An 18,446-nucleotide genomic window follows, 5' to 3' on the forward strand; every position below is an offset into this window, starting at 1 on the left:
AACAACTCCAGGGCCTCAGATTAAGCGGGGGCCATTCCCTTAAGGGCCAGGCGAATCAAAGTCGCACTATCGGCATCCGGCTGCTCCTTGCTGGCGCGGGCCACCATTTTGCTGGCTTCAGTGGGCTTGTAACCCAGAGCCGCCAGGGCGCTCTCCGCTTCACCGGTGTGGTCCACCTTGGGCTCGGCAGCAGCGGCCATCAGGGGGATATCGTTGGCGTCGCCAAAATCCGGGGTCAATTTATCCCGCAGCTCCACAATCAGGCGCTCGGCAGTCTTTTTACCGACGCCAGGGACTTTGACCAGCGCCGCTACATTATCCTCCGACACACAGCGGGCCAGGGCAGCGCCGTCCAGCCCGGATAAAATAGCCAGGGCCATCTTGGGACCCACTCCACTCACCTTGATCAGGGTGCGAAACAATTTGCGGTCCCCATCGCGAATAAAACCATATAACTGCTGGGCTGTTTCGGATACCGCTAAATGAGTGTGCAGCTGTACCGGCTGCCCCAGTGCGGGCAGTTCAAAAATCGTGGTCATGGGTGCGAGCACTTCATAGCCCACCCCCTGTACATCCACCAACAGCAGAGGTGGCTGCACTGCGGCCAGGGTACCGCTCAATCTTCCAATCATGTGTTATTCCAGGTTTATATTGTCTGCGCCCTTTACGGGGCCAATTCTACCAGCCGATCACACGCTCAGGCGGCCGCGACGAAAACGACTGCGCGCACCGCCAGCGGTAAATACCAGGGTTTGCTCGGTATGCATATGACACAGAGCCACGGCCAGCGCATCGGCGGCATCCTCCTGGGGCGACGCAGGTAGGGACAGCAGGGTTTTCACCATGTGCTGGACCTGCAATTTATCCGCTCCACCGTTGCCGACCACTGCCTGCTTCACTTTGCGAGCATCATATTCGGCTACTGCCAGACCACTATTTGCCCCTGCCACAATAGCTGCTCCCCGGGCCTGTCCCAATTTCAGGGCGGAGCCGGCGCTCTTGGACATAAAAACATTTTCAATTGCCATCTGAGCAGGCTGGTATTGCTGGGCGATCTGGCTCACTGCATCAAAAATCAGTTTGAGGCGCTCAGGCAGGGCACCTTCGGGAATACGAATCACCCCGCTGGCCACATAGCGAGCCTTGCCCCGCTCCACATCGATAATTCCATAGCCCGTTTTTCGCGAGCCGGGGTCAATACCCAGGATTCGGGTCAAAAGGCAGCTCCCCAAATATCTGTATGTTTATATAGTGGTGGGAGTGTCCCAAGGTGAACAGGAAGCGTCAAGGGAGGGGGAGTAAGAAGGGCTTGAAAAGATAAAAAACCAGAGGCGGGACAGTAGCCGCCTCCAGTTACGGAACCGGCTTTAGCCCAGCTCCTCCATCACCTCTGCCGGAATATCCGCATTGGTGTAAACGTTTTGCACATCATCCAAGTCTTCCAGCATCTCGATCAGAGCGAGTACTTTTTCAGCACCGTCTTTATCCAGTGGAATCGTGGTGGACGGAATCATGGCAATTTCGGCACTGTCCGGGGTAAAACCAGCTGCAACCAGGGCGTCCTTAACCGTCAGGTAGTCCTGGAATTCAGTGGTAACTTCAACACTTCCGTCATCGTTGGATTCGATATCCTCAGCCCCGGCTTCGAGAGCTGCGTCCATCAACGCATCTTCATCCACTCCGGTCTCGTAGAACATCTGACCTTTGCGGGTAAACAGATAGCTAACGGAACCGTCGGTACCCAGGTTGCCACCGCGCTTGGTGAAGGCGTGGCGCACTTCAGCCACAGTGCGGTTGCGGTTGTCAGTCAGGCACTCCACCAGGACCGCTACACCACCAACGCCGTAGCCCTCGTAAACTACGGCTTCGTAGTTTTCACCATCCGCATTGCCGGCGCCACGGGCGATAGCTTTGTCGATGGTGTCGCGCTTCATATTGGCGCCCAAAGCCTTATCGATAGTGGCGCGCAGCGCCGGGTTATCGTCCGGGTTTGGACCCGATTTGGCGGCTACCGTCAACTCGCGAATGATCTTGGTAAAGACCTTGCCCCGCTTGGCATCCTGAGCTGCTTTGCGGTGCTTAATATTGGCCCATTTACTATGTCCGGCCATTTTCCGTCTCTCTTCAGTCAGTGCGTAGGATGGGCCAAAGAGCGAAGCGAATCGCCCATCACTACGATTGGATGGGCCCGCTTCGCTCGGCCCATCGGGGAAAAATCAGCTGATTTTCTCTTCTTTTTGTCGCAGGCGAATACTCAGCTCACGCAGTTGTTTCGCATCTACAGCACCCGGGGCATCTGTCATCACACAGGCGGCGCTCTGGGTTTTCGGAAAAGCGATAACATCGCGAATTGAGTCACTGCCGGTCATCAACATCACCAGACGATCCAGGCCAAAGGCCAGGCCACCATGGGGCGGCGCACCGTATTTGAGTGCATCCAGCAGGAAGCCAAACTTCTCGCGCTGCTCTTCAGCATCGATACCCAGGATGCGGAATACCGCTTCCTGCATCAATTGGTCGTGGATACGAACAGAGCCACCGCCCAGCTCGGTGCCATTGAGCACCATATCGTAAGCGCGGGAAAGTGCTTCAAGCGGATTCTTTTCCAACTCTTCCGGGGTACAGGAAGGCGCAGTGAAGGGGTGGTGCAACGCAGTCAGGCTGCCGTCGTCATTTTCTTCAAACATTGGGAAGGCGACAACCCACAAAGGCGCCCACTCGCTGGTGTACAGATCCAGGTCTTCACCCAGCTTGCAGCGCAATGCACCCAGGGCTTCGGAGACAATCTTGGCCTTGTCCGAGCCGAAGAAAAGAACGTCACCATCTTCTGCTTGCAGGCGATCGAGGATAGCTGCACGGGTTTCAAGCGGCAGGAATTTAACGATTGGCGACTGCAGACCATTTTCCAGATCGGAGCGATCGTTAACCTTGATGTACGCCAGGCCCTTGGCACCATAAATACCGACAAACTTGCCGTAATCGTCCAGCTGCTTGCGGGTCAGTTTCTTACAACCGCCGGGCACCTTGATCGCGGCAACACGTCCCTTCGGATCATTGGCCGGCCCGGAGAATACCTTGAAGTCCACCTCGGTCATCAGGTCCTTGATCTCCACCATCTCCAGCGGAATACGCAGGTCCGGCTTGTCGGAACCGTAGCGCAGCATCGCCTGGTAGTGGGTCATGCGCGGGAATTCACCCAGATCAACACCCTTAAGCTCTTTAAACAGCTTGCGAACCATGTTCTCGGTGATCGACATGATTTCCTCTTCGTCGAGGAAGGAGGTCTCAATATCGATCTGGGTAAATTCAGGCTGGCGATCAGCACGCAAATCCTCATCGCGGAAACACTTGGCGATTTGGTAGTAGCGATCGAAACCGGAAACCATCAGCAACTGCTTAAACAGCTGTGGTGATTGTGGCAGGGCGAAGAACTTGCCCTCGTGAGTGCGGCTCGGCACCAGGTAATCCCGGGCACCTTCTGGGGTGGCGCGGGTCAGGATTGGGGTCTCGATATCGAGGAAGCCGTGCTCATCCAGGTAATTGCGGATTGCGGTAGTCAGCTTGGATCGGAAATACAGGTTGTTCTGCATTTCGTTGCGGCGCAGATCCAGATAGCGGTATTTCAAGCGGATATCTTCACCCACCTCGGTGTGCTCATCCAGCTGGAAAGGCACTGTCTCAGCAGTATTGAGGATCTCCAGCTCTGTGCCGTAAACCTCAACTTCACCGGTCACCATATTGGGATTCACGGCCTCTGGGGCACGGGCGCGCACACGACCTGTCACTTTAAGCACATATTCGCTGCGCACGCGATCGGCCATCTCGAAGTGTTCGGCCGCATCGGGGTCGAACACCACCTGTACAATTCCCTCGCGGTCGCGCAGGTCGATAAAAATCACTCCGCCGTGATCGCGGCGGCGGTCGACCCAGCCACAGAGGGTTACTACGCGGTCAATGTCCGCAGAACGAAGGACGCCACAGTAATCGCTGCGCATGGATGAAAATTCCCGTTATCGATAGGTGAAAAGATTAGTTAGAGGGTACACCGCACGGACAGCCCCGCACAGCTCGCCTAGGCCGTCTTTGCCGCCGCTGTGCCAGACTTGTCGCTTTTGGCCTTACCACTGTTGGCAGAGTCACCGCCAGCGAGGTTTTTCTTGCTACCAGTTTTAAAATCAGTCTCATACCAACCGGCGCCCTTCAGGCGAAATCCAGCCGCTGAGATTTTCTTGCGCAGCTCGGCCTTCTCGCAAGCTGGGCAGTCTTTGAGCGGGTCATCGCTCATCCGCTGCAAAGCTTCCATTTCATGGCCGCAGGCATTGCACTGGTATTCATATATCGGCATTACACAGTACCTGGTGCTTAAAAAAAGGGGGAGAGAGTATACATGAGGCCTACAGAGGTAAGAAGCTGCACGGGTCTTTTCCCTGGGTAAAGCGTCCCATAAAGGCGACGTGAGGCTAAAAAATGTAAAAAAAGCACTATTTTTCTAGTATTTCTTCGTGCGGCCGAACAAAAACTATATATACTTCCCCCATCACCCGCTGAGACACCCGTAACGGATGCAGCGCAGCGGGAGAAAAAACACACTTTTACCGGATATATACCGAACAACAAAGAAGGAAGTAAGCCATGGCTGTCTCCAAGAAAGCTGCTACTAAAAAGGCCCCGGCAAAGAAAGCTGCGGCCAAAGCTGCACCGGCCAAGAAAGTAAAAGCAATCAAGGAAAAGTACACTAAGACTCAAGTACTTAATCAGATTGCAGAAAGCACTGAGCTGTCCCGCAAGCAGGTTCAATCTGTTCTGGACGAGCTGAACGATATCATCGAAGGCCACATCAAGAAGCGCGCAGTTGGCGAATTCACCCTGCCGGGCCTGATGAAAATCACCACCGTGAAAAAGCCGGCTAAGAAAGCTCGCAAGGGTATCAACCCGTTCACCGGTGAAGAGACTACCTTCAAGGCGAAGCCTGCCAGCATCCAGGTTAAAGTTCGCCCACTGAAGAAGCTGAAGGAAATGGCAGAGAACTAATACACTCTATAAAGCCTCAGCTTAAAAACCCCGCATATGCGGGGTTTTTTATTCACTCCCATTCCAAGCCAGTGCCCAGGCACCTGCTAAATAGATACCCCGGTATAGCAAAAGGCAATCCGCATTGAGGCAATACTGCCCCCAGGCAATATTTATTGCCCAGCGAATAGCGTAAAATAGCCAGCTTACCCGTAATAGAATCCATATAATTCCTATGCGCGCATCTCGTTATCTCATCGCAACCCAAAAAGAAACTCCCAACGACGCAGTGGTGATCAGCCATCAGCTGATGCTGCGTGCCGGCATGATCCGCCGTCTGTCTTCAGGTCTCTACACCTGGCTGCCCACCGGGTTGCGGGTGTTGCGCAAAGTCGAGCGCATTGTTCGCGAAGAGATGGACCGCGCTGGCTCCCTGGAAGTACTGATGCCGGTCGTGCAGCCGGCAGAGCTTTGGGAAGAATCCGGCCGCTGGCAGCAGTACGGCCCCGAACTCCTGCGTATCAAGGATCGCCACAACAATGACTTCTGCCTGGGCCCGACCCACGAGGAAGTCATCACCGACCTGATCCGCGGCGAAATCAATAGCTATAAGCAGTTGCCCGCCAACTTCTACCAGGTGCAGACTAAATTCCGCGATGAAATCCGTCCGCGCTTTGGCGTAATGCGCGCGCGCGAATTCACCATGAAGGATGCTTACTCCTTCCACGTGAACGAGGATTCCCTGCAGGAAACCTACGATATTATGCACGGCGCCTACTGCCAGATTTTTGAGCGCATTGGCCTGGACTACCGTCCGGTACTGGCAGACACCGGTTCAATCGGTGGCTCCAGCTCTCACGAATTCCACGTGCTGGCGCAGAGCGGCGAAGACGATATCGCCTTCTCCACAGAATCCCGCTACGCCGCCAATGTCGAATTGGCAGAAGCGGTTGCCCCAGCTGGCGAGCGCCCTGCTCCGTCACAGGAAATGCAGGAAGTTCATACGCCGAACCAAAAAACCATCGCCGATGTCAGCGAGTTTTTGAAAAGTAATCCCGCCCACTCAGTAAAAACCCTGATTGTTCTGGGCGAGTGTGAAGAGGGTGAAACCGCTCCATTAATTGCCCTGGTACTGCGCGGCGATCACGAGCTGAACGAATTAAAAGCAGAGAAGCTGGCTGGAATCGCCAGCCCCATTCAGTTCGCCTCGGAAGAGCGTATCGCCAAAGAACTCAGCTGCAACATTGGCTCCCTGGGCCCGGTGGGCATAAAGATCGAGACTGTTGTGGATCGCTCTGCGGCGCACCTGGCAGACTTTATCTGCGGCGCCAATCGCGATGACTACCACTTAACCGGTGTGAACTGGGGTCGCGATGTTAAGTTGGGCCGCGTCGAAGACCTGCGCAATGTAGTGGCAGGCGACGCCAGCCCCGATGGCCAGGGCACCCTGGAAATCAAACGGGGTATCGAGGTCGGCCACATTTTCCAGTTAGGCGACAAGTACAGCCGCGCTATGAATGCCACGGTACTGGATGAAAACGGTAAAGAGCAGGTTATGTCCATGGGCTGCTATGGCATCGGCGTTTCCCGAATCGTCGCTGCGGCGATCGAGCAGAACCACGACGACTCAGGGATTATCTGGCCCACTGCGATTGCACCTTTCCAGCTGGCGATTGTGCCAATCAATATGCACAAGAGCGATGTGGTAAGGGAGAAGTGCGAGCACCTGTATGAGTCCCTGCGCAGCAAGGGTATTGATGTATTGCTGATGGACGAAGCCAAAGCGCGACTGGGCGCTATGCTCGCCGATGTGGAGCTGATCGGCATTCCCCACCGCATTGTTATCGGCGATCGCGGCCTGGAAAAAGGTGTGGTGGAATATAAAGGTCGCGGAGATGCAGAAAGCCAGGAGTTTGCCGTATCCCAGCTCGAAGAAGTGTTATTGGAAAAATTTAATCAATAATTGTCGAGCCGCCCGGTCTGCCCCCAGGCAGGCCGGGACCTCTTACGGCAAAAGTGCTTTTTATCGGCGGCGTCACAAAATCACGCTGCCCATTTTGCCGGGCTTTTCGTAGAATCACCCCATGATAAAAAAAGCCACCGCCCTCTTGTTGCTCTGCCTTACCTGCTGTGCCGCCCAAGCTCAAAGCAGTAGAGCCGAGATCGACCCGGAGTTGCGCCTCGCCCTGCAGGACGCAGTTACCCAGGCCGACAGCTTTGTGGACCGCTTCGATGCGGAAGTGTGGCTAATGTCTAAATCCCAGCCTCTGTCCCGCTATATCAAAGATCCCAAGCGGCGGATGCACGTACTGAAAGCCGTCCACCGGGAGGCAACTCGGGCTGGGCTGCGCCCGGAAATCGTATTGGCGGTTATCCAGATTGAGAGTGCTTTTGACCCCTATGCGATATCTCGCGTTGGCGCTCTGGGTATGATGCAGGTAATGCCATTCTGGAAAAATGAAATCGGTCGACCCGACGATAACCTGATCGATATGGATACCAATCTAAGGTACGGCTGTACCATTCTTAAACACTACATCAAGAAAGCCAAAGGCAATCTAGCCAACGCCCTCGCCTATTACAATGGTAGCTACGGCCGCCATACTTATAGCAGCAAGGTCCTGGATGCCTGGGCCGAGCGCTGGAGATAAACGATGACCGCCGGCTACTTATTTTTCTCCGGCGGTGCATGCGCTCTTCTTTTATTGGCGGCAACCAAGGTTGCTATACATCACTACCGGCTTGTTGCCGGGCGCTGCTTACTGGCCCTGCTGATAGCCGTGATCTGCTATTTACTCTGGCCCATCCTGCCACAATTGAGTGGACCTACTGCGCTCTTGCTTAATCTGCCAATTACTCTGATTCCCGCAATTTTTTGGCTGTTTACTCACCTGTTATGCCGCGAGGAAGAGCCTTTTCCCCTGTGGGGCTGGATTCCGATTGGTATTACCCTGGTCATCGGCATAGTCGCCTACCACGCACCATTGCCATTGACGTCAGATCAGCAATCCCCACTATTTACCCTTTCGCAGCTACTCAAACTCGGGTTAATCAGCCTCGGCCTACTGACACTACAACGACAGTTTCACCTGGACTTGGTTGCAGAGCGCCGACGCCTGCGCACAACCCTACTTATCGCCGTCGGCGCCTATATGCTGGTGGTAATTGGCGCAGAATCTATCTTTGCTTACCGCCCGCTTCCCAACGGTGTACCGACACTGCACGCACTATTTGCCAGCCTGTTGTCACTGGTTGCCTGCCTATGGTTGCTGGCCCTTTCCCCCAGCGCTCTGGGAGAATCCCTGCCGCGCCCGAAGAGCAGCGAGCCAGAGGAGGAAGAACAGCCTTTAGCTCCGCCACCTGAACTGGATGAACAACAGCAAACCCAGCTGCAAAAATTACAGGAACATATGCACAACGGTGGTTATCGCCATACCGGACTCACCATCAGGGAGCTCGCGGAGCAGTTGGATATTCGCGAACATGTGCTGCGTGTGCTGATTAATCGCCATCTGGGTTATCGCAATTTTAACGAATACCTAAATCAGTTTCGTATTGATGAGGCCAGCAACCGGTTGGCAGACCCGGAGCAGGCCCATTTGCCAGTACTCACCATTGCTCTGGACATCGGCTATCGCTCCTTGAGCCCATTTAACGCTGCTTTCAAGCGCCGTCACAGCCAAACCCCCACTGAGTACCGCCGGGAAAAGCTGCCCGCCTGAATCTCCTTTCCTGAAATAATCCGTCAGCATTTTTTCATATTCCGTAAGCCCGCAAAGTAAAAGGCTCCCAGACTGGGAGCGCGGTGAAAGCGATTTTCCCGCTGCGTGCCCGGCTCACCGAGACCCGATTTAACACCGGTGAGTCTCCCTTCAATAGAAGAATAATGATGGTGAGAATATGGATTTTTTAGTCGACATATCCCAGGACGGAGCCAAACATTTCCAGTTGAGTTTATTTCGCTATGTGCTGGCCGCTTCAGTAATGAGTATTTTGGCCGGCTGGCTGTTTCGCACCTGGATGAACCGGCGCCGTATCCAAAAGCGTCGTGCCGAGTGGAAAGATATTCGGCGGGAGGTGAGTTATTCACTATTAACGGTGTGTATCTTTACCCTGGTAGGGATTATTACCACCATGATGCACGATCTGGGACTGACCAAATTTTACTGGCAGTGGAGCGATTATCCACTCTGGTGGAGTATTGCCAGCCTGCCAGTAGTGATTTTGATCCACGACGCTTATTTTTACTGGACCCACCGAGGTATGCACCATCCCAAGGTGTTTAAACACTTCCACCGCCTACACCATCAGTCCAGAACACCCACGCCCTGGACGGCATACAGTTTTTCCGTAGGTGAAGCGGTCCTGATGGGCGCTTTCTCTCCCCTGATAGCCCTGATACTGCCACTTAATCCAACTATTTGGTTCACCTTTTTATTTATCAGCATCTTCCGCAACGCCATGCTGCACACTGGCCGCGAGTTCCACCCCCGCAGCTGGGTCGACGGCCCTATGGACAGGCTCACAACCACGACTCACCACGACTTGCACCACCAGCGCTTCCAGGGTAACTACGGCTTTTACTTCACTTGGTGGGATCGCTGGATGGGCACAGAATTTAAGGACTACAAGCAAGTCTTCCGGCAAGCAGTGGATGGGCAATTACACGGGGGAGAAAAAGAGGTGGAAATAGACAACAGCGCAGCAGAAGGCGCAAAAGCTCACGCTTAACCCACTCAAATCACTTAAATGGGCGCCGGGGTTCTCCCGGCTCCTTTCTACTAGCCGTAACAACCGTGTTAATGGCCATGCTGCAAAGGCAACCAGCGGGATTCTCGGTAACAGTAAAGTCCCCAGATCACAAAGACGACTTCGATAGCAAAAAGCACTAAATTGCGCTGGTCAAAACCACTGATAAATAACATTCCGTAGAGGCGCCCAAGAGCGAAGCCGATATAGGCGATAGACATCGCAGCGTAAGCAACCCTGCGGTGCGGGCGCATAGCCAAAGCCACCAGTAGAATCACCGCGATGGCCAACATAAACCCGCCATAAGTGGCCATAAACTCGGGCATGGCTTCGGGGGTATCAAATGAAAAATCCACTTCATTCGCAAGGCTCTGCGGTTTAAACAGGGCCCAGAGGCCGATAGAAGCAAAAACCAATAGATTGAGTGTCAAATAGACTCTTCCCAAATATTTCAATCGATTCTCCCCTCTAATTTCTGTTACTCACCCCTATACAAGGGGAACACCGCTTTGGAGTACTGTCACAGTATATATGAGCCACACCCCGCCATACGCCGGAACAATTCACCAATTTGGTACAAAGCGATGGATTTATCAATATTTTCTTACTGGCAAACTGAGAATGTCTTTCCATAATTAGAAGCTGCAGCGCAACTCCGACCCACTCCAAAATAAGGGCCGCGCTTTTGAATACCACTACCTTCCTCAAGTCATTGGCGAAAGAGCCCCTGCTGTATTTTATTGCGATCGCCCTAATCCTATTGGGATTGGGAGAAATCCTGGAACCGCCTGCACAAGAGATTGTTATCAGCGAGGGGCGCGTCGAACATCTACGTTCGGTGTTTGAGCGCAAGTGGCACAGGTACCCCACCGATAGGGAGCTGGAGCAACTTATTGAGAATTACCTAAGAGAGGAAATACTTTACAGGGAAGCGCTTGCCCTGGGATTAGCCGAGAACGATACGGTAATCCGCCGCCGCCTACGAATAAAAATGGAACTTACGGCGCGTAATTTCGCTGACACTCAAGACCCTGGCGATCGAGTATTGGAGAAATTCCTTCAAGGTCAGGCTGATAAATACCAGGTTCCCCCCACCCTATCTTTCCAACAACGATTTTTCTCAGTGGATCTGGCCTCATCAGATTCACGTGATTTTAACGACTTACTCATGCAGCTAAACAGCGACCAAGCTTCGCCAATGATTGGGGACTCAACCCTACTGCCAGCTGCTTTTATCGACACTTCAGAGCCACGAATAGACAGGCAATTTGGGCTGGGATTTTCCGCGCAATTGTCCAAGCTGCCTGTTGGCAAGTGGAGTGGTCCAGTCCGCTCGACCTTCGGCGATCACCTGGTCCTCCTTGAGGAAATCAAGTCCACCCAGCTACCGGCATTGGCTGAAATACGCAGCCGCGTACTAAATGATTGGCAATTCCAGGCGCAAAAGAAGATTCTGCAGGAGCAGTATCTCCAGTACCGTAAAAACTACGAGGTCACTGTCCACAAGCCGGATAACTTCTCAGCCGAGGTTGCCGTCAAGTGATGCACATACGGCCACTCCTGTTCATTCTGCTCCTCAGCTCTACTCCAATACTATCTGCCCACGAACTGCGCCCGGCTTACCTGGGCATCACTCAAGTTGATGCACAATTATTTAAAGTACTTTGGCGATTGCCCGCACAAGGCGATCTTCGCCTCGCTCTGAATGTCCACTTAAACCAAGCTGCCTCCCCCCTAAGTCAACCCAGAGGGCAAATAAGTAAGGGCTACTACACAGAGCACTGGACCATCCATCATCCCAGGGAGCTACAACAGCTGTCGATTCATATCGATGGCCTACAGAGTACTATGACCGATGCGCTAGTGCGGATCTCCTGGTTAGATGGGCGTGAGCAAGTTATCCGACTGACACCAGACCAGCCAGAATGGACCCTTGACCAACCCGCCAGCGAGTTCCAAGTCGCCCAAACTTACTTTGTGCTGGGCGTTGAACATATTCTTCTCGGTGTCGATCACTTGCTGTTCGTTTTGGCCCTGATCTTACTCAAACAAAGCCTTCGCCAGCTGATCGGCACTATCACTGCTTTCACTATCGCCCACAGTATTACCTTGGCAGCTGCCGTACTGGGCTATATCCATCTGCCATCAGCGCCAGTGGAGGCGATTATCGCCCTCAGTATTTTACTGGCAGCCAGAGAGGCTGTACGCCAGAGGCATGGTGTTTTCAGTTTGACCAGTCGCTATCCATGGGCAATTGCCTTTGCTTTTGGACTTTTACACGGTTTGGGTTTTGCCGGTGTACTGGGGGAAATTGGGCTTCCCCAGGGGGCTATTCCCCAGGCATTACTGACTTTTAATCTCGGTGTGGAAGTGGGGCAATTAGTATTTATCACTGCTGTTCTTACAGCAATCAACTTGTATCAAAAGCTCCTTAAACTCTGGCTAGGGTATGCCATTCGGAACCGCGAACAATACTCTTTCGGGGAGGGTGGAGGTATCGGAATACCAGTCGCTACGGTGGTCGCGTATACGCTGGGGGGCATTGCCTGCTACTGGGTGATTGAGCGCAGCCTGCTTATTGTTTCCCCATAACAGAGAACATTAACCGGCGCCCTGCAAATCACGGGCACCGGTTAATTTAAGGCTCAGTCCTGAAACAAGAGTTCCAGTGGGTAGCCGGTAAAAGGCTTGGTTTTCTCAATCACCAAATGAGAAGTCATACGGGAAATCGCCGCCTCTTCATTGGCCAACAACTGCTCTGAGACTCGATTAAAATCTGCTGCGTCCGGGCAGACGAAATGCAGCATATAGTCGAACTCACCAGACATCTTCACACAGGAAACAATCTGTGGAATATCGCTAATAACGCGGCGAAAGTTCTCACTGGTACGGGCATCCTGCCGCTTAAGCGCAACGTTTACATAAAACTCTGCATGCCGAACTTTATCCAGGTTTATCTCGGCAAAGAACTCGCGGATATAGCGCTCACTGGTCAGGCGTTTAACCCGGGCCAGGCAGGCACTTTCCGATAATCCAATTTTTTCACTCAAATTCAGGTTACTTGTACGTGCGTTTGATTGCAGGGCCTGCAAAATACGCAAATTATGCCGGTCAATTTTCACGGAGCTATTTTCTTTTGAATCTGAAAGGGGGCAAGGATAGCGGTATTCGCCGGTGGCATAAACATTACAGCCACCGGCATGGGAAACTTGTCATCACTTCAAAAGCGAATTTGGCGACGACCAGCCTCCCGGCAAAGGCCTAACCGGCCTGGCGGTTACCACTGGTGACGAACTGCTCAATGCGATCCAAGGCCCGCGACAACTCGGCCTCATTAGCCGCCAGGGTGAGGCGAACATGATTCACTGAACTGCTACCAAAGGGCGCGCCAGGCAGTACCGAGACCCGCTCAGCATCCAAAAGGGCTTCAGCGAAGGTTTGCCCGGAGCTGGATACCTTGGAGACATCCACCATAACAAACATCCCAGCCTCAGGGCTGTAGCAACTCAAGCCAGGTATCTGGCCAATCCTCTCAACAATCAGGTCTCGACGCTGCTGATAGGCATCCCGCATCTGCTTCACGAAGTAGCTATCAAACTCCAGGGCAAAGGCTGCAGCCTCCTGGATGAACTGAGGGCATCCAAAAATTGTCGCCCCTGCAAAAGCAATCAAACGATCTACCAGGGGACCACGAGCCACTGCCCATCCCAGGCGCCAGCCACTCATGGCGTGGGATTTGGACAAGCCATCAACCACAACAATATTATCCAGCGACTCCGCTGCCGTACGCAGAGAGGTGTGGCGGCGGGCAAAGGTGATCATTGAATAAACTTCATCACACACCAGCCAAATATTGCGCTCGCGGCAGTATGCCGCCAACTCGCGCAATTGTTCAGGGGTAGCCATCGCGCCAGTCGGGTTTACCGGCGTATTGATCATAACGACCTTGGTCTGCTCACTGATGGAGGCCTTGATAGCGTCGACATCAAAAGCGAAATTGGTCTCCGCCGGGCAAGTCACTCGCTTTACGGAGAGGCGCAAGGCATCACAAATGGGGACATAGCCGATATACATCGGCTCGGGAATTACTATCTCCTCACCGGGGTTTAGCAGGCAGGCAAGTACTGCGTAGATAGCGTTGGTTCCACCGGGGAAAACAACAACATCATCCGGATTACAGGGGTGGGGAGAGACCTTGCTCTCGATGTCCGCGATAGCCCTGCGCAACATTGGCTCCCCGGCGGCAGGGGAATAGTGGGTGCGCCCCACTCCCAGGCGAGCGCGGGCAAAGTCGAGGATCGGCTCGGGGGTGTCAAAGTTGGGATCACCTACACAGAGAAAGATGACATCCTCCCCTTTATTAGCGAGATCGTGAGCCCGGTCACTCACAGCCCAAACATTGGCGTCCTCACCATTCAAAGCCTCACTTTGCAAGCTGAACCTGGGGGTAAAATTTGTCACGTTTTTCACTATTTAGCAGCCATTTATAGGGGCTAAGGTAACAACCATCGGAGTAATCGGTGCCGCTATATGACCGTCAATTTCGCATTAGAGGGAGCTTTTCTCAGGTATTCCCGCAGATAATGCGGAGGTCAGTGTCCTTAAGTAGATCACGACTAAAAATAGGCATTTGGTCCCAAAAATGGGCACAGCTTACAGAACCAAAATGCAGGCAACTCGTCAATCCTGCCCAAGTACGCTCAGAACTAGTCACAGGCTCCACAGGTCACCCTACACAACTGCAAATATCACTCTCTCCCCATTAATACGGTAATTAAATACTCTTATTTCCAGGCTGGCAAAAACCCAGTCCTACAGGTCAACACTTCGGACAGTTTCATGCAGCTATAGCCCCGTAGTCACTATAACGCTCGTAAATACGGGCAACTTATCCAAAATGTTGCTCCAAATCTAACTCGCCAAATAGTTTATCAATAAGGTGCTTATTGAACTTGCGACGCTTCCCGATGACAATTGAAATGACCGTAGCCTCATTCGCTTACTTCACATTTTTAGTTTCGATTTTCAGCAAACTATTTAATACCGAACGCCAGAACTTCTGTCGCAACTTTAGCGGCATGATCGGCATATAGCTCAATTAGAGATCAACCTTCTTCGCCTATTGTCTGCTTAACGCCCAAAGCATAGGTAGTATTCGATGTCAGATCAGTGATACTGACCCTAGGAATTTCGAAACCCCTCTCTGATTCTCCGGCATTGCCTTTGTAATACCATCCCAGCCCCTTCGTTTTTTGGCCTGAGCTACCGGCAAAACTTGCCTTTATAGCAACTACGCATTCCTGGCAGCGAGGAAACTCTCACATGAATAATCCTTTATTGAACTGGGCGAAAGAAAAACCCCTATTAGATCAGCGGCGAAAGTGCTTCTCACTGGCTGAGCTGTATCGCTCCATATTCAAAATGGGTTACTTTCCCCTGGATGACCATCAATACAGAAAACAGCATGAGCATGAATTTTCTTTGGGGCATTTTAACGTTGAACATTCGAGCGAAAACAGCTTTTACCATGTCTTCCATAGGCGGGTATTTTTTTGATTTGATCTTAAGTCTGAACCATGTTTCCTCAGCATCTGCCAGTGCTTCCCATCTGTTTCCCCCCTTAAAACTGCCCGAAGTATTGATAATTACAGACAACTCAAATGATACCGTCGTGTCAAAGAATGGGCCAATAGCTTATTATATTTTAAAACCCTATAGGTATATAATGGGATTACACTTAATGATTCTGGATAAAACCATGCATGGAAAATTGCTGATTTTTTTATTTTTATGGGCGGTTTCGGTTAATGGATGGGCGCTCTCAGATACGGGAAACATATCTATAACCAAACTAGCTAGCTGGAATTCAGGGACTATTTTTGTGAACACAAATGAGCAGAAAACAACAAATCCTGCCGGCTGTTCAATTACTGACAAATATATTTTGTCATCCAGCACACCTGAAATGACGAAGTCGATGTTACTTAGCGCCTATATTGCAGATGAACCGATTAATTTGGTTATTTATGGCGATGGATGCGATCAAGACAGACCTTTAATTGTTGCTGTAAATTTCAATAAATGACGCTTTCCTTTTGCGCCTAAACACCCTTATCAAGAAAAAAATTGGTACAGAATCACTAAATACTTTCAGGTCAATGCATAGAGATACTACTTATTTAAGATTCATTTATTAGGCTTGCATTATTCATAAAGGTTGGTCTACTTCTTTTATTTGCCATTTTTAGGGGGAATCATGTTACGGCATTTCTTTTTTTCTGCTGCCATTGTTTTTTCTTATGAAGCCTCTGCGACTTCAACCATGTGTGTCCAATACAGAAATACACTGGATGGACTAGTGGGACCAGACTCAGGCACTGGAGATAGAGTATTTGCAAGCCTTAACTCTGAAAGCAATGATTGCGGATGTGATCATGTGCGCTTTATTGAGGGAGCTGCCGATGTTAATAAAGCACTGTCGGTGCTTATGGCAGCGAAATTAAGCGGCAATACTGTTAGGGTTGATTTTTCTGAGGCCGGCAACTGCAATAGTGGCACCAGAGTTTATCTTGAATGATGCCATATCAATTATTTGTAGGGGAAATGATTAATGCACATCACTTTCCCTCAACATTCAACCAATTGTGCCTGACTGCCCCTCATTTTTTGCCTTGCAACAATTTGGTGTCTAATCTCCCGACCTAGTCCTCTAATCTAGGCCTCCCTAGTGAAACTTCAGTGACCCGGCGCGTGAATTGCTGCTCGAGTTGTTCCTTAAAGCGCGCATTTCCTAGTGCGAGCCCTTTATTCACCGATTTGCGGATCTGCTCAACCATGGGCCCATCCAAGTGGTGTTTGAACAATGCGCGATATCCTTCACCGCGCTGTGTGGGATTGCGGCCAAGAGCAGTGTACTGCGGGTGCGCCATTACAAGGCTGGATTCTTTACCTAGGCTATTACACGCATAACTAGACCAGTAGTAATGCGGGATACCTGACCATACCTGCGCGCACTGGATTCAGCTCAATATATCGGTAGCACTGCAGGAGGTAATCTTCTGCTTGCACCAGGCAGGACTTGTATCTGCCCTCCCACAAAGTTCCAGAACGAAGATATGCACGATTAAAGTAACGGACACAGACCTGACCTAGGGCCTGCATCATGCTGCTGACGCCGTTGTCCAATTGTGGGGTAACCAGTAAGTGTACATGATTAGTCATAAAGACCCAGGCATGTAGCTGAGCTTCGAATTCCCAAGAGAACTGCTTCAGCCATCCGGCATAGGCAATCAGATCCTGCTCGGAATGGAAGCAGGCCTGCCGGTTGTTCCCTCGCTGAATCACATGCTGCGGAAAGCCCGAGGGTCCGAGACGTAGTAATCTAGCCATTCAAAAGTCCATATTATTAATGGCCTGAGTGGAATAGAGAACAGCTTCTATTCGGGGGTAATTAACGTCAAAACGTTGATCTGACCCCATTTATTATGGTGTTTGCGTATCCAACTTAAGGGGAATATTTTTTTGTTGGGTAGTAATCTCGAGGGATAGAGCGCAATAGTATCTGTTACTACAATAATATCTGGGGCGGCAGAAAAGCTGAGTATAGACATAACAATATTGCGTTTTAACCCCAGCATCGCAAACCACCCATCGTGTGACCCTTTGAGATTTGCCCGTGAAGGTGAAATGATCAGTTGCGGAAGCTCGGCCACATCTGCCAACGTTAATAATTGGCCATTCAGGGAAGACTTTTTTCCCGCGATACAGACATATTGCTCCTCAAATAGCAATTTGTATGGCAGATCATCCGGGATTAAATCAGGAAAGGGGAGCGCTAAGTCGATCTCACCAGCCACCATTAACTGATTGAGATTATCTGTTTCAAAGTCCCTTACGATAACTTTAAGTTCCGGGGCAGATGAAGGGGAAGTGGTTAGCCAAGACTGGCTTTACGATTAACACGCCGGTCACGATTGAAGTCTCTGACGGCAAACTTATTTTACGACTGAGTAAACAGCCAATGATTACTGACTGGGGCTTTTTTATTGAATAAATAATATTCGTTACGACCCCTTTAGTTTTAATTTCAAAGGGTTAATTGGTTACTAGTCTTTAGGCTTCACTAGCAGATAAAGAACTAAATACATAGTAGTTATGATCTACATTTGATGGGTAAGCTATCTGTTGATAGATCAGCAATCCTTGGTTATTCATGGTCCTAATTGAAATAAGGGTCCTGTAATTAAACCACGAGCCATCTCCACCACCTTTGAACTCCCCTACTTCAAAGTTCATTTCTCCACTTTTACAAAAAAAATCCTCACCATGTACAAAAGAATCAACGAAAATTAGAGGCTTAGTCAAATGTTTTATGATCAAATCGAAAGAACCATTTTCACTTTGAATAATTTTTAGCACTCCAACATCTGGGTCAGAATTGCGAACCGCAGCAAACTGCTTACTTTCTTTTTTACCCAATCCAAATATGGATACATAGTCATAATCATCTATAGGGATCTCTTGCAGGACACCAGTCTCTTCAACAACGCCATAACCAATCGCTGATACAGAATAACTCCCTGCAATCGAAGGACATTGCTCTTGACTTTCGCTTTTAACCACATCACGAACAAATAAATTTGGAAGTTCAGGTGGCGGCACTAAATTTGGTGTGACCATCATTCCAC

Annotated in this window: 23 protein-coding genes; 10 read left to right on the forward strand and 13 right to left on the reverse strand. The window is 51.0% G+C overall.

Annotated elements, in window-relative coordinates:
• Window positions 1–20: 20 nt before the first annotated feature.
• The 5 genes from ruvA to ACJJIN_RS14250 all read right to left on the reverse strand — a co-directional run bounded on the left by ruvA (window position 21) and on the right by ACJJIN_RS14250 (window position 4,345).
• Window positions 21–632 carry a Holliday junction branch migration protein RuvA gene (gene ruvA, locus ACJJIN_RS14230; RefSeq protein WP_282934234.1) on the reverse strand — a complete coding sequence of 204 codons (612 nt, stop codon included), beginning with the start codon at window positions 630–632 and terminating at the stop codon, window positions 21–23.
• Between the two features lie 57 nt (window positions 633–689).
• Complete coding sequence (gene ruvC / locus ACJJIN_RS14235) at window positions 690–1,217, reverse strand: crossover junction endodeoxyribonuclease RuvC (protein ID WP_444895171.1); 528 nt, start codon at window positions 1,215–1,217, stop codon at window positions 690–692.
• 150 nt (window positions 1,218–1,367) lie between these two features.
• Window positions 1,368–2,111: a YebC/PmpR family DNA-binding transcriptional regulator gene (locus ACJJIN_RS14240; protein ID WP_282934236.1), complete on the reverse strand. Its 744-nt coding sequence runs from the start codon at window positions 2,109–2,111 to the stop codon at window positions 1,368–1,370.
• A 105-nt stretch (window positions 2,112–2,216) separates the two neighbouring features.
• Window positions 2,217–3,995 carry an aspartate--tRNA ligase gene (aspS, locus tag ACJJIN_RS14245; RefSeq protein WP_282934237.1) on the reverse strand — a complete coding sequence of 593 codons (1,779 nt, stop codon included), beginning with the start codon at window positions 3,993–3,995 and terminating at the stop codon, window positions 2,217–2,219.
• A gap of 77 nt (window positions 3,996–4,072) precedes the next feature.
• A complete protein-coding gene (locus tag ACJJIN_RS14250) occupies window positions 4,073–4,345 on the reverse strand; it encodes an FmdB family zinc ribbon protein (RefSeq protein ID WP_282934238.1) in 273 nt (90 codons plus the stop codon).
• Window positions 4,346–4,632: 287 nt separating this feature from the next.
• Here ACJJIN_RS14250 and ACJJIN_RS14255 point away from each other — a divergent pair, with 287 nt between their 5' ends.
• The 5 genes from ACJJIN_RS14255 (at window position 4,633) to ACJJIN_RS14275 (ending at window position 9,741) form a co-directional block, all read left to right on the forward strand.
• Window positions 4,633–5,031 (forward strand): HU family DNA-binding protein, encoded by a 399-nt coding sequence (locus tag ACJJIN_RS14255; protein WP_282934239.1) that lies wholly within the window; start codon window positions 4,633–4,635, stop codon window positions 5,029–5,031.
• A gap of 214 nt (window positions 5,032–5,245) precedes the next feature.
• Window positions 5,246–6,973 (forward strand): proline--tRNA ligase, encoded by a 1,728-nt coding sequence (locus ACJJIN_RS14260; protein WP_444895172.1) that lies wholly within the window; start codon window positions 5,246–5,248, stop codon window positions 6,971–6,973.
• 121 nt (window positions 6,974–7,094) lie between these two features.
• The gene (locus ACJJIN_RS14265) at window positions 7,095–7,661 is read left to right on the forward strand and encodes a lytic transglycosylase domain-containing protein (RefSeq protein ID WP_108731817.1); all 567 of its coding nucleotides are present in this window, start codon (window positions 7,095–7,097) and stop codon (window positions 7,659–7,661) included.
• Window positions 7,662–7,664: 3 nt separating this feature from the next.
• Window positions 7,665–8,732, forward strand: a complete 1,068-nt coding sequence (locus ACJJIN_RS14270) for a helix-turn-helix transcriptional regulator (RefSeq protein ID WP_108731816.1) — start codon at window positions 7,665–7,667, stop codon at window positions 8,730–8,732.
• Window positions 8,733–8,910: 178 nt separating this feature from the next.
• Window positions 8,911–9,741, forward strand: coding sequence for a sterol desaturase family protein (locus ACJJIN_RS14275; protein WP_413664407.1), 831 nt, complete (start codon window positions 8,911–8,913; stop codon window positions 9,739–9,741).
• Window positions 9,742–9,809: 68 nt separating this feature from the next.
• On the opposite strand, the gene ACJJIN_RS14280 is transcribed toward ACJJIN_RS14275, so the two are convergent.
• Window positions 9,810–10,214, reverse strand: a complete 405-nt coding sequence (locus tag ACJJIN_RS14280) for a DUF4345 family protein (RefSeq protein ID WP_282934243.1) — start codon at window positions 10,212–10,214, stop codon at window positions 9,810–9,812.
• A 230-nt stretch (window positions 10,215–10,444) separates the two neighbouring features.
• Here ACJJIN_RS14280 and ACJJIN_RS14285 point away from each other — a divergent pair, with 230 nt between their 5' ends.
• Complete coding sequence (locus ACJJIN_RS14285) at window positions 10,445–11,302, forward strand: peptidylprolyl isomerase (RefSeq protein ID WP_444895173.1); 858 nt, start codon at window positions 10,445–10,447, stop codon at window positions 11,300–11,302.
• On the forward strand, window positions 11,302–12,351 hold the full coding sequence (locus ACJJIN_RS14290) for a HupE/UreJ family protein (RefSeq protein ID WP_444898259.1): 1,050 nt from the start codon (window positions 11,302–11,304) through the stop codon (window positions 12,349–12,351). The genes ACJJIN_RS14285 and ACJJIN_RS14290 overlap by 1 nt, the downstream gene beginning before the upstream one ends.
• Before the next feature lie 53 nt (window positions 12,352–12,404).
• Here the strand turns inward: ACJJIN_RS14290 and ACJJIN_RS14295 are convergent, their stop codons facing one another.
• The 3 genes from ACJJIN_RS14295 to ACJJIN_RS14305 all read right to left on the reverse strand — a co-directional run bounded on the left by ACJJIN_RS14295 (window position 12,405) and on the right by ACJJIN_RS14305 (window position 15,414).
• Window positions 12,405–12,881 (reverse strand): Lrp/AsnC family transcriptional regulator, encoded by a 477-nt coding sequence (locus tag ACJJIN_RS14295; protein ID WP_444895174.1) that lies wholly within the window; start codon window positions 12,879–12,881, stop codon window positions 12,405–12,407.
• 139 nt (window positions 12,882–13,020) lie between these two features.
• The gene (locus ACJJIN_RS14300; RefSeq protein WP_444895175.1) at window positions 13,021–14,220 is read right to left on the reverse strand and encodes a pyridoxal phosphate-dependent aminotransferase; all 1,200 of its coding nucleotides are present in this window, start codon (window positions 14,218–14,220) and stop codon (window positions 13,021–13,023) included.
• Window positions 14,221–15,147: 927 nt separating this feature from the next.
• Window positions 15,148–15,414 carry a hypothetical protein gene (locus tag ACJJIN_RS14305; protein ID WP_444895176.1) on the reverse strand — a complete coding sequence of 89 codons (267 nt, stop codon included), beginning with the start codon at window positions 15,412–15,414 and terminating at the stop codon, window positions 15,148–15,150.
• A gap of 85 nt (window positions 15,415–15,499) precedes the next feature.
• On the opposite strand from ACJJIN_RS14305, the gene ACJJIN_RS14310 reads away from it, so the two are divergent.
• Both ACJJIN_RS14310 and ACJJIN_RS14315 read left to right on the forward strand, forming a co-directional pair.
• The gene (locus tag ACJJIN_RS14310; protein WP_444895177.1) at window positions 15,500–15,844 is read left to right on the forward strand and encodes a hypothetical protein; all 345 of its coding nucleotides are present in this window, start codon (window positions 15,500–15,502) and stop codon (window positions 15,842–15,844) included.
• Between the two features lie 171 nt (window positions 15,845–16,015).
• Entirely contained in the window at window positions 16,016–16,336 is a 321-nt protein-coding gene (locus ACJJIN_RS14315; protein WP_444895178.1) for a hypothetical protein, read from the forward strand.
• A gap of 124 nt (window positions 16,337–16,460) precedes the next feature.
• Here ACJJIN_RS14315 and ACJJIN_RS14320 read toward each other — a convergent pair whose 3' ends face one another.
• The 3 genes from ACJJIN_RS14320 to ACJJIN_RS14330 are packed head-to-tail and all read right to left on the reverse strand — an operon-like array spanning window position 16,461 to window position 17,618.
• Window positions 16,461–16,688 carry a hypothetical protein gene (locus tag ACJJIN_RS14320; RefSeq protein ID WP_444895179.1) on the reverse strand — a complete coding sequence of 76 codons (228 nt, stop codon included), beginning with the start codon at window positions 16,686–16,688 and terminating at the stop codon, window positions 16,461–16,463.
• A gap of 40 nt (window positions 16,689–16,728) precedes the next feature.
• Entirely contained in the window at window positions 16,729–17,148 is a 420-nt protein-coding gene (locus ACJJIN_RS14325; protein WP_444895180.1) for a transposase, read from the reverse strand.
• A 47-nt stretch (window positions 17,149–17,195) separates the two neighbouring features.
• The gene (locus ACJJIN_RS14330) at window positions 17,196–17,618 is read right to left on the reverse strand and encodes a LysR substrate-binding domain-containing protein (RefSeq protein WP_444895181.1); all 423 of its coding nucleotides are present in this window, start codon (window positions 17,616–17,618) and stop codon (window positions 17,196–17,198) included.
• A 59-nt stretch (window positions 17,619–17,677) separates the two neighbouring features.
• On the opposite strand from ACJJIN_RS14330, the gene ACJJIN_RS14335 reads away from it, so the two are divergent.
• The gene (locus ACJJIN_RS14335) at window positions 17,678–17,812 is read left to right on the forward strand and encodes a SymE family type I addiction module toxin (RefSeq protein WP_444895182.1); all 135 of its coding nucleotides are present in this window, start codon (window positions 17,678–17,680) and stop codon (window positions 17,810–17,812) included.
• Between the two features lie 59 nt (window positions 17,813–17,871).
• On the opposite strand, the gene ACJJIN_RS14340 is transcribed toward ACJJIN_RS14335, so the two are convergent.
• Window positions 17,872–18,441 (reverse strand): hypothetical protein, encoded by a 570-nt coding sequence (locus ACJJIN_RS14340; RefSeq protein WP_444895183.1) that lies wholly within the window; start codon window positions 18,439–18,441, stop codon window positions 17,872–17,874.
• Window positions 18,442–18,446 lie beyond the last annotated feature (5 nt).

The sequence above is a fragment of the Microbulbifer maximicatervae (SeqCode) genome, from assembly GCF_052467505.1.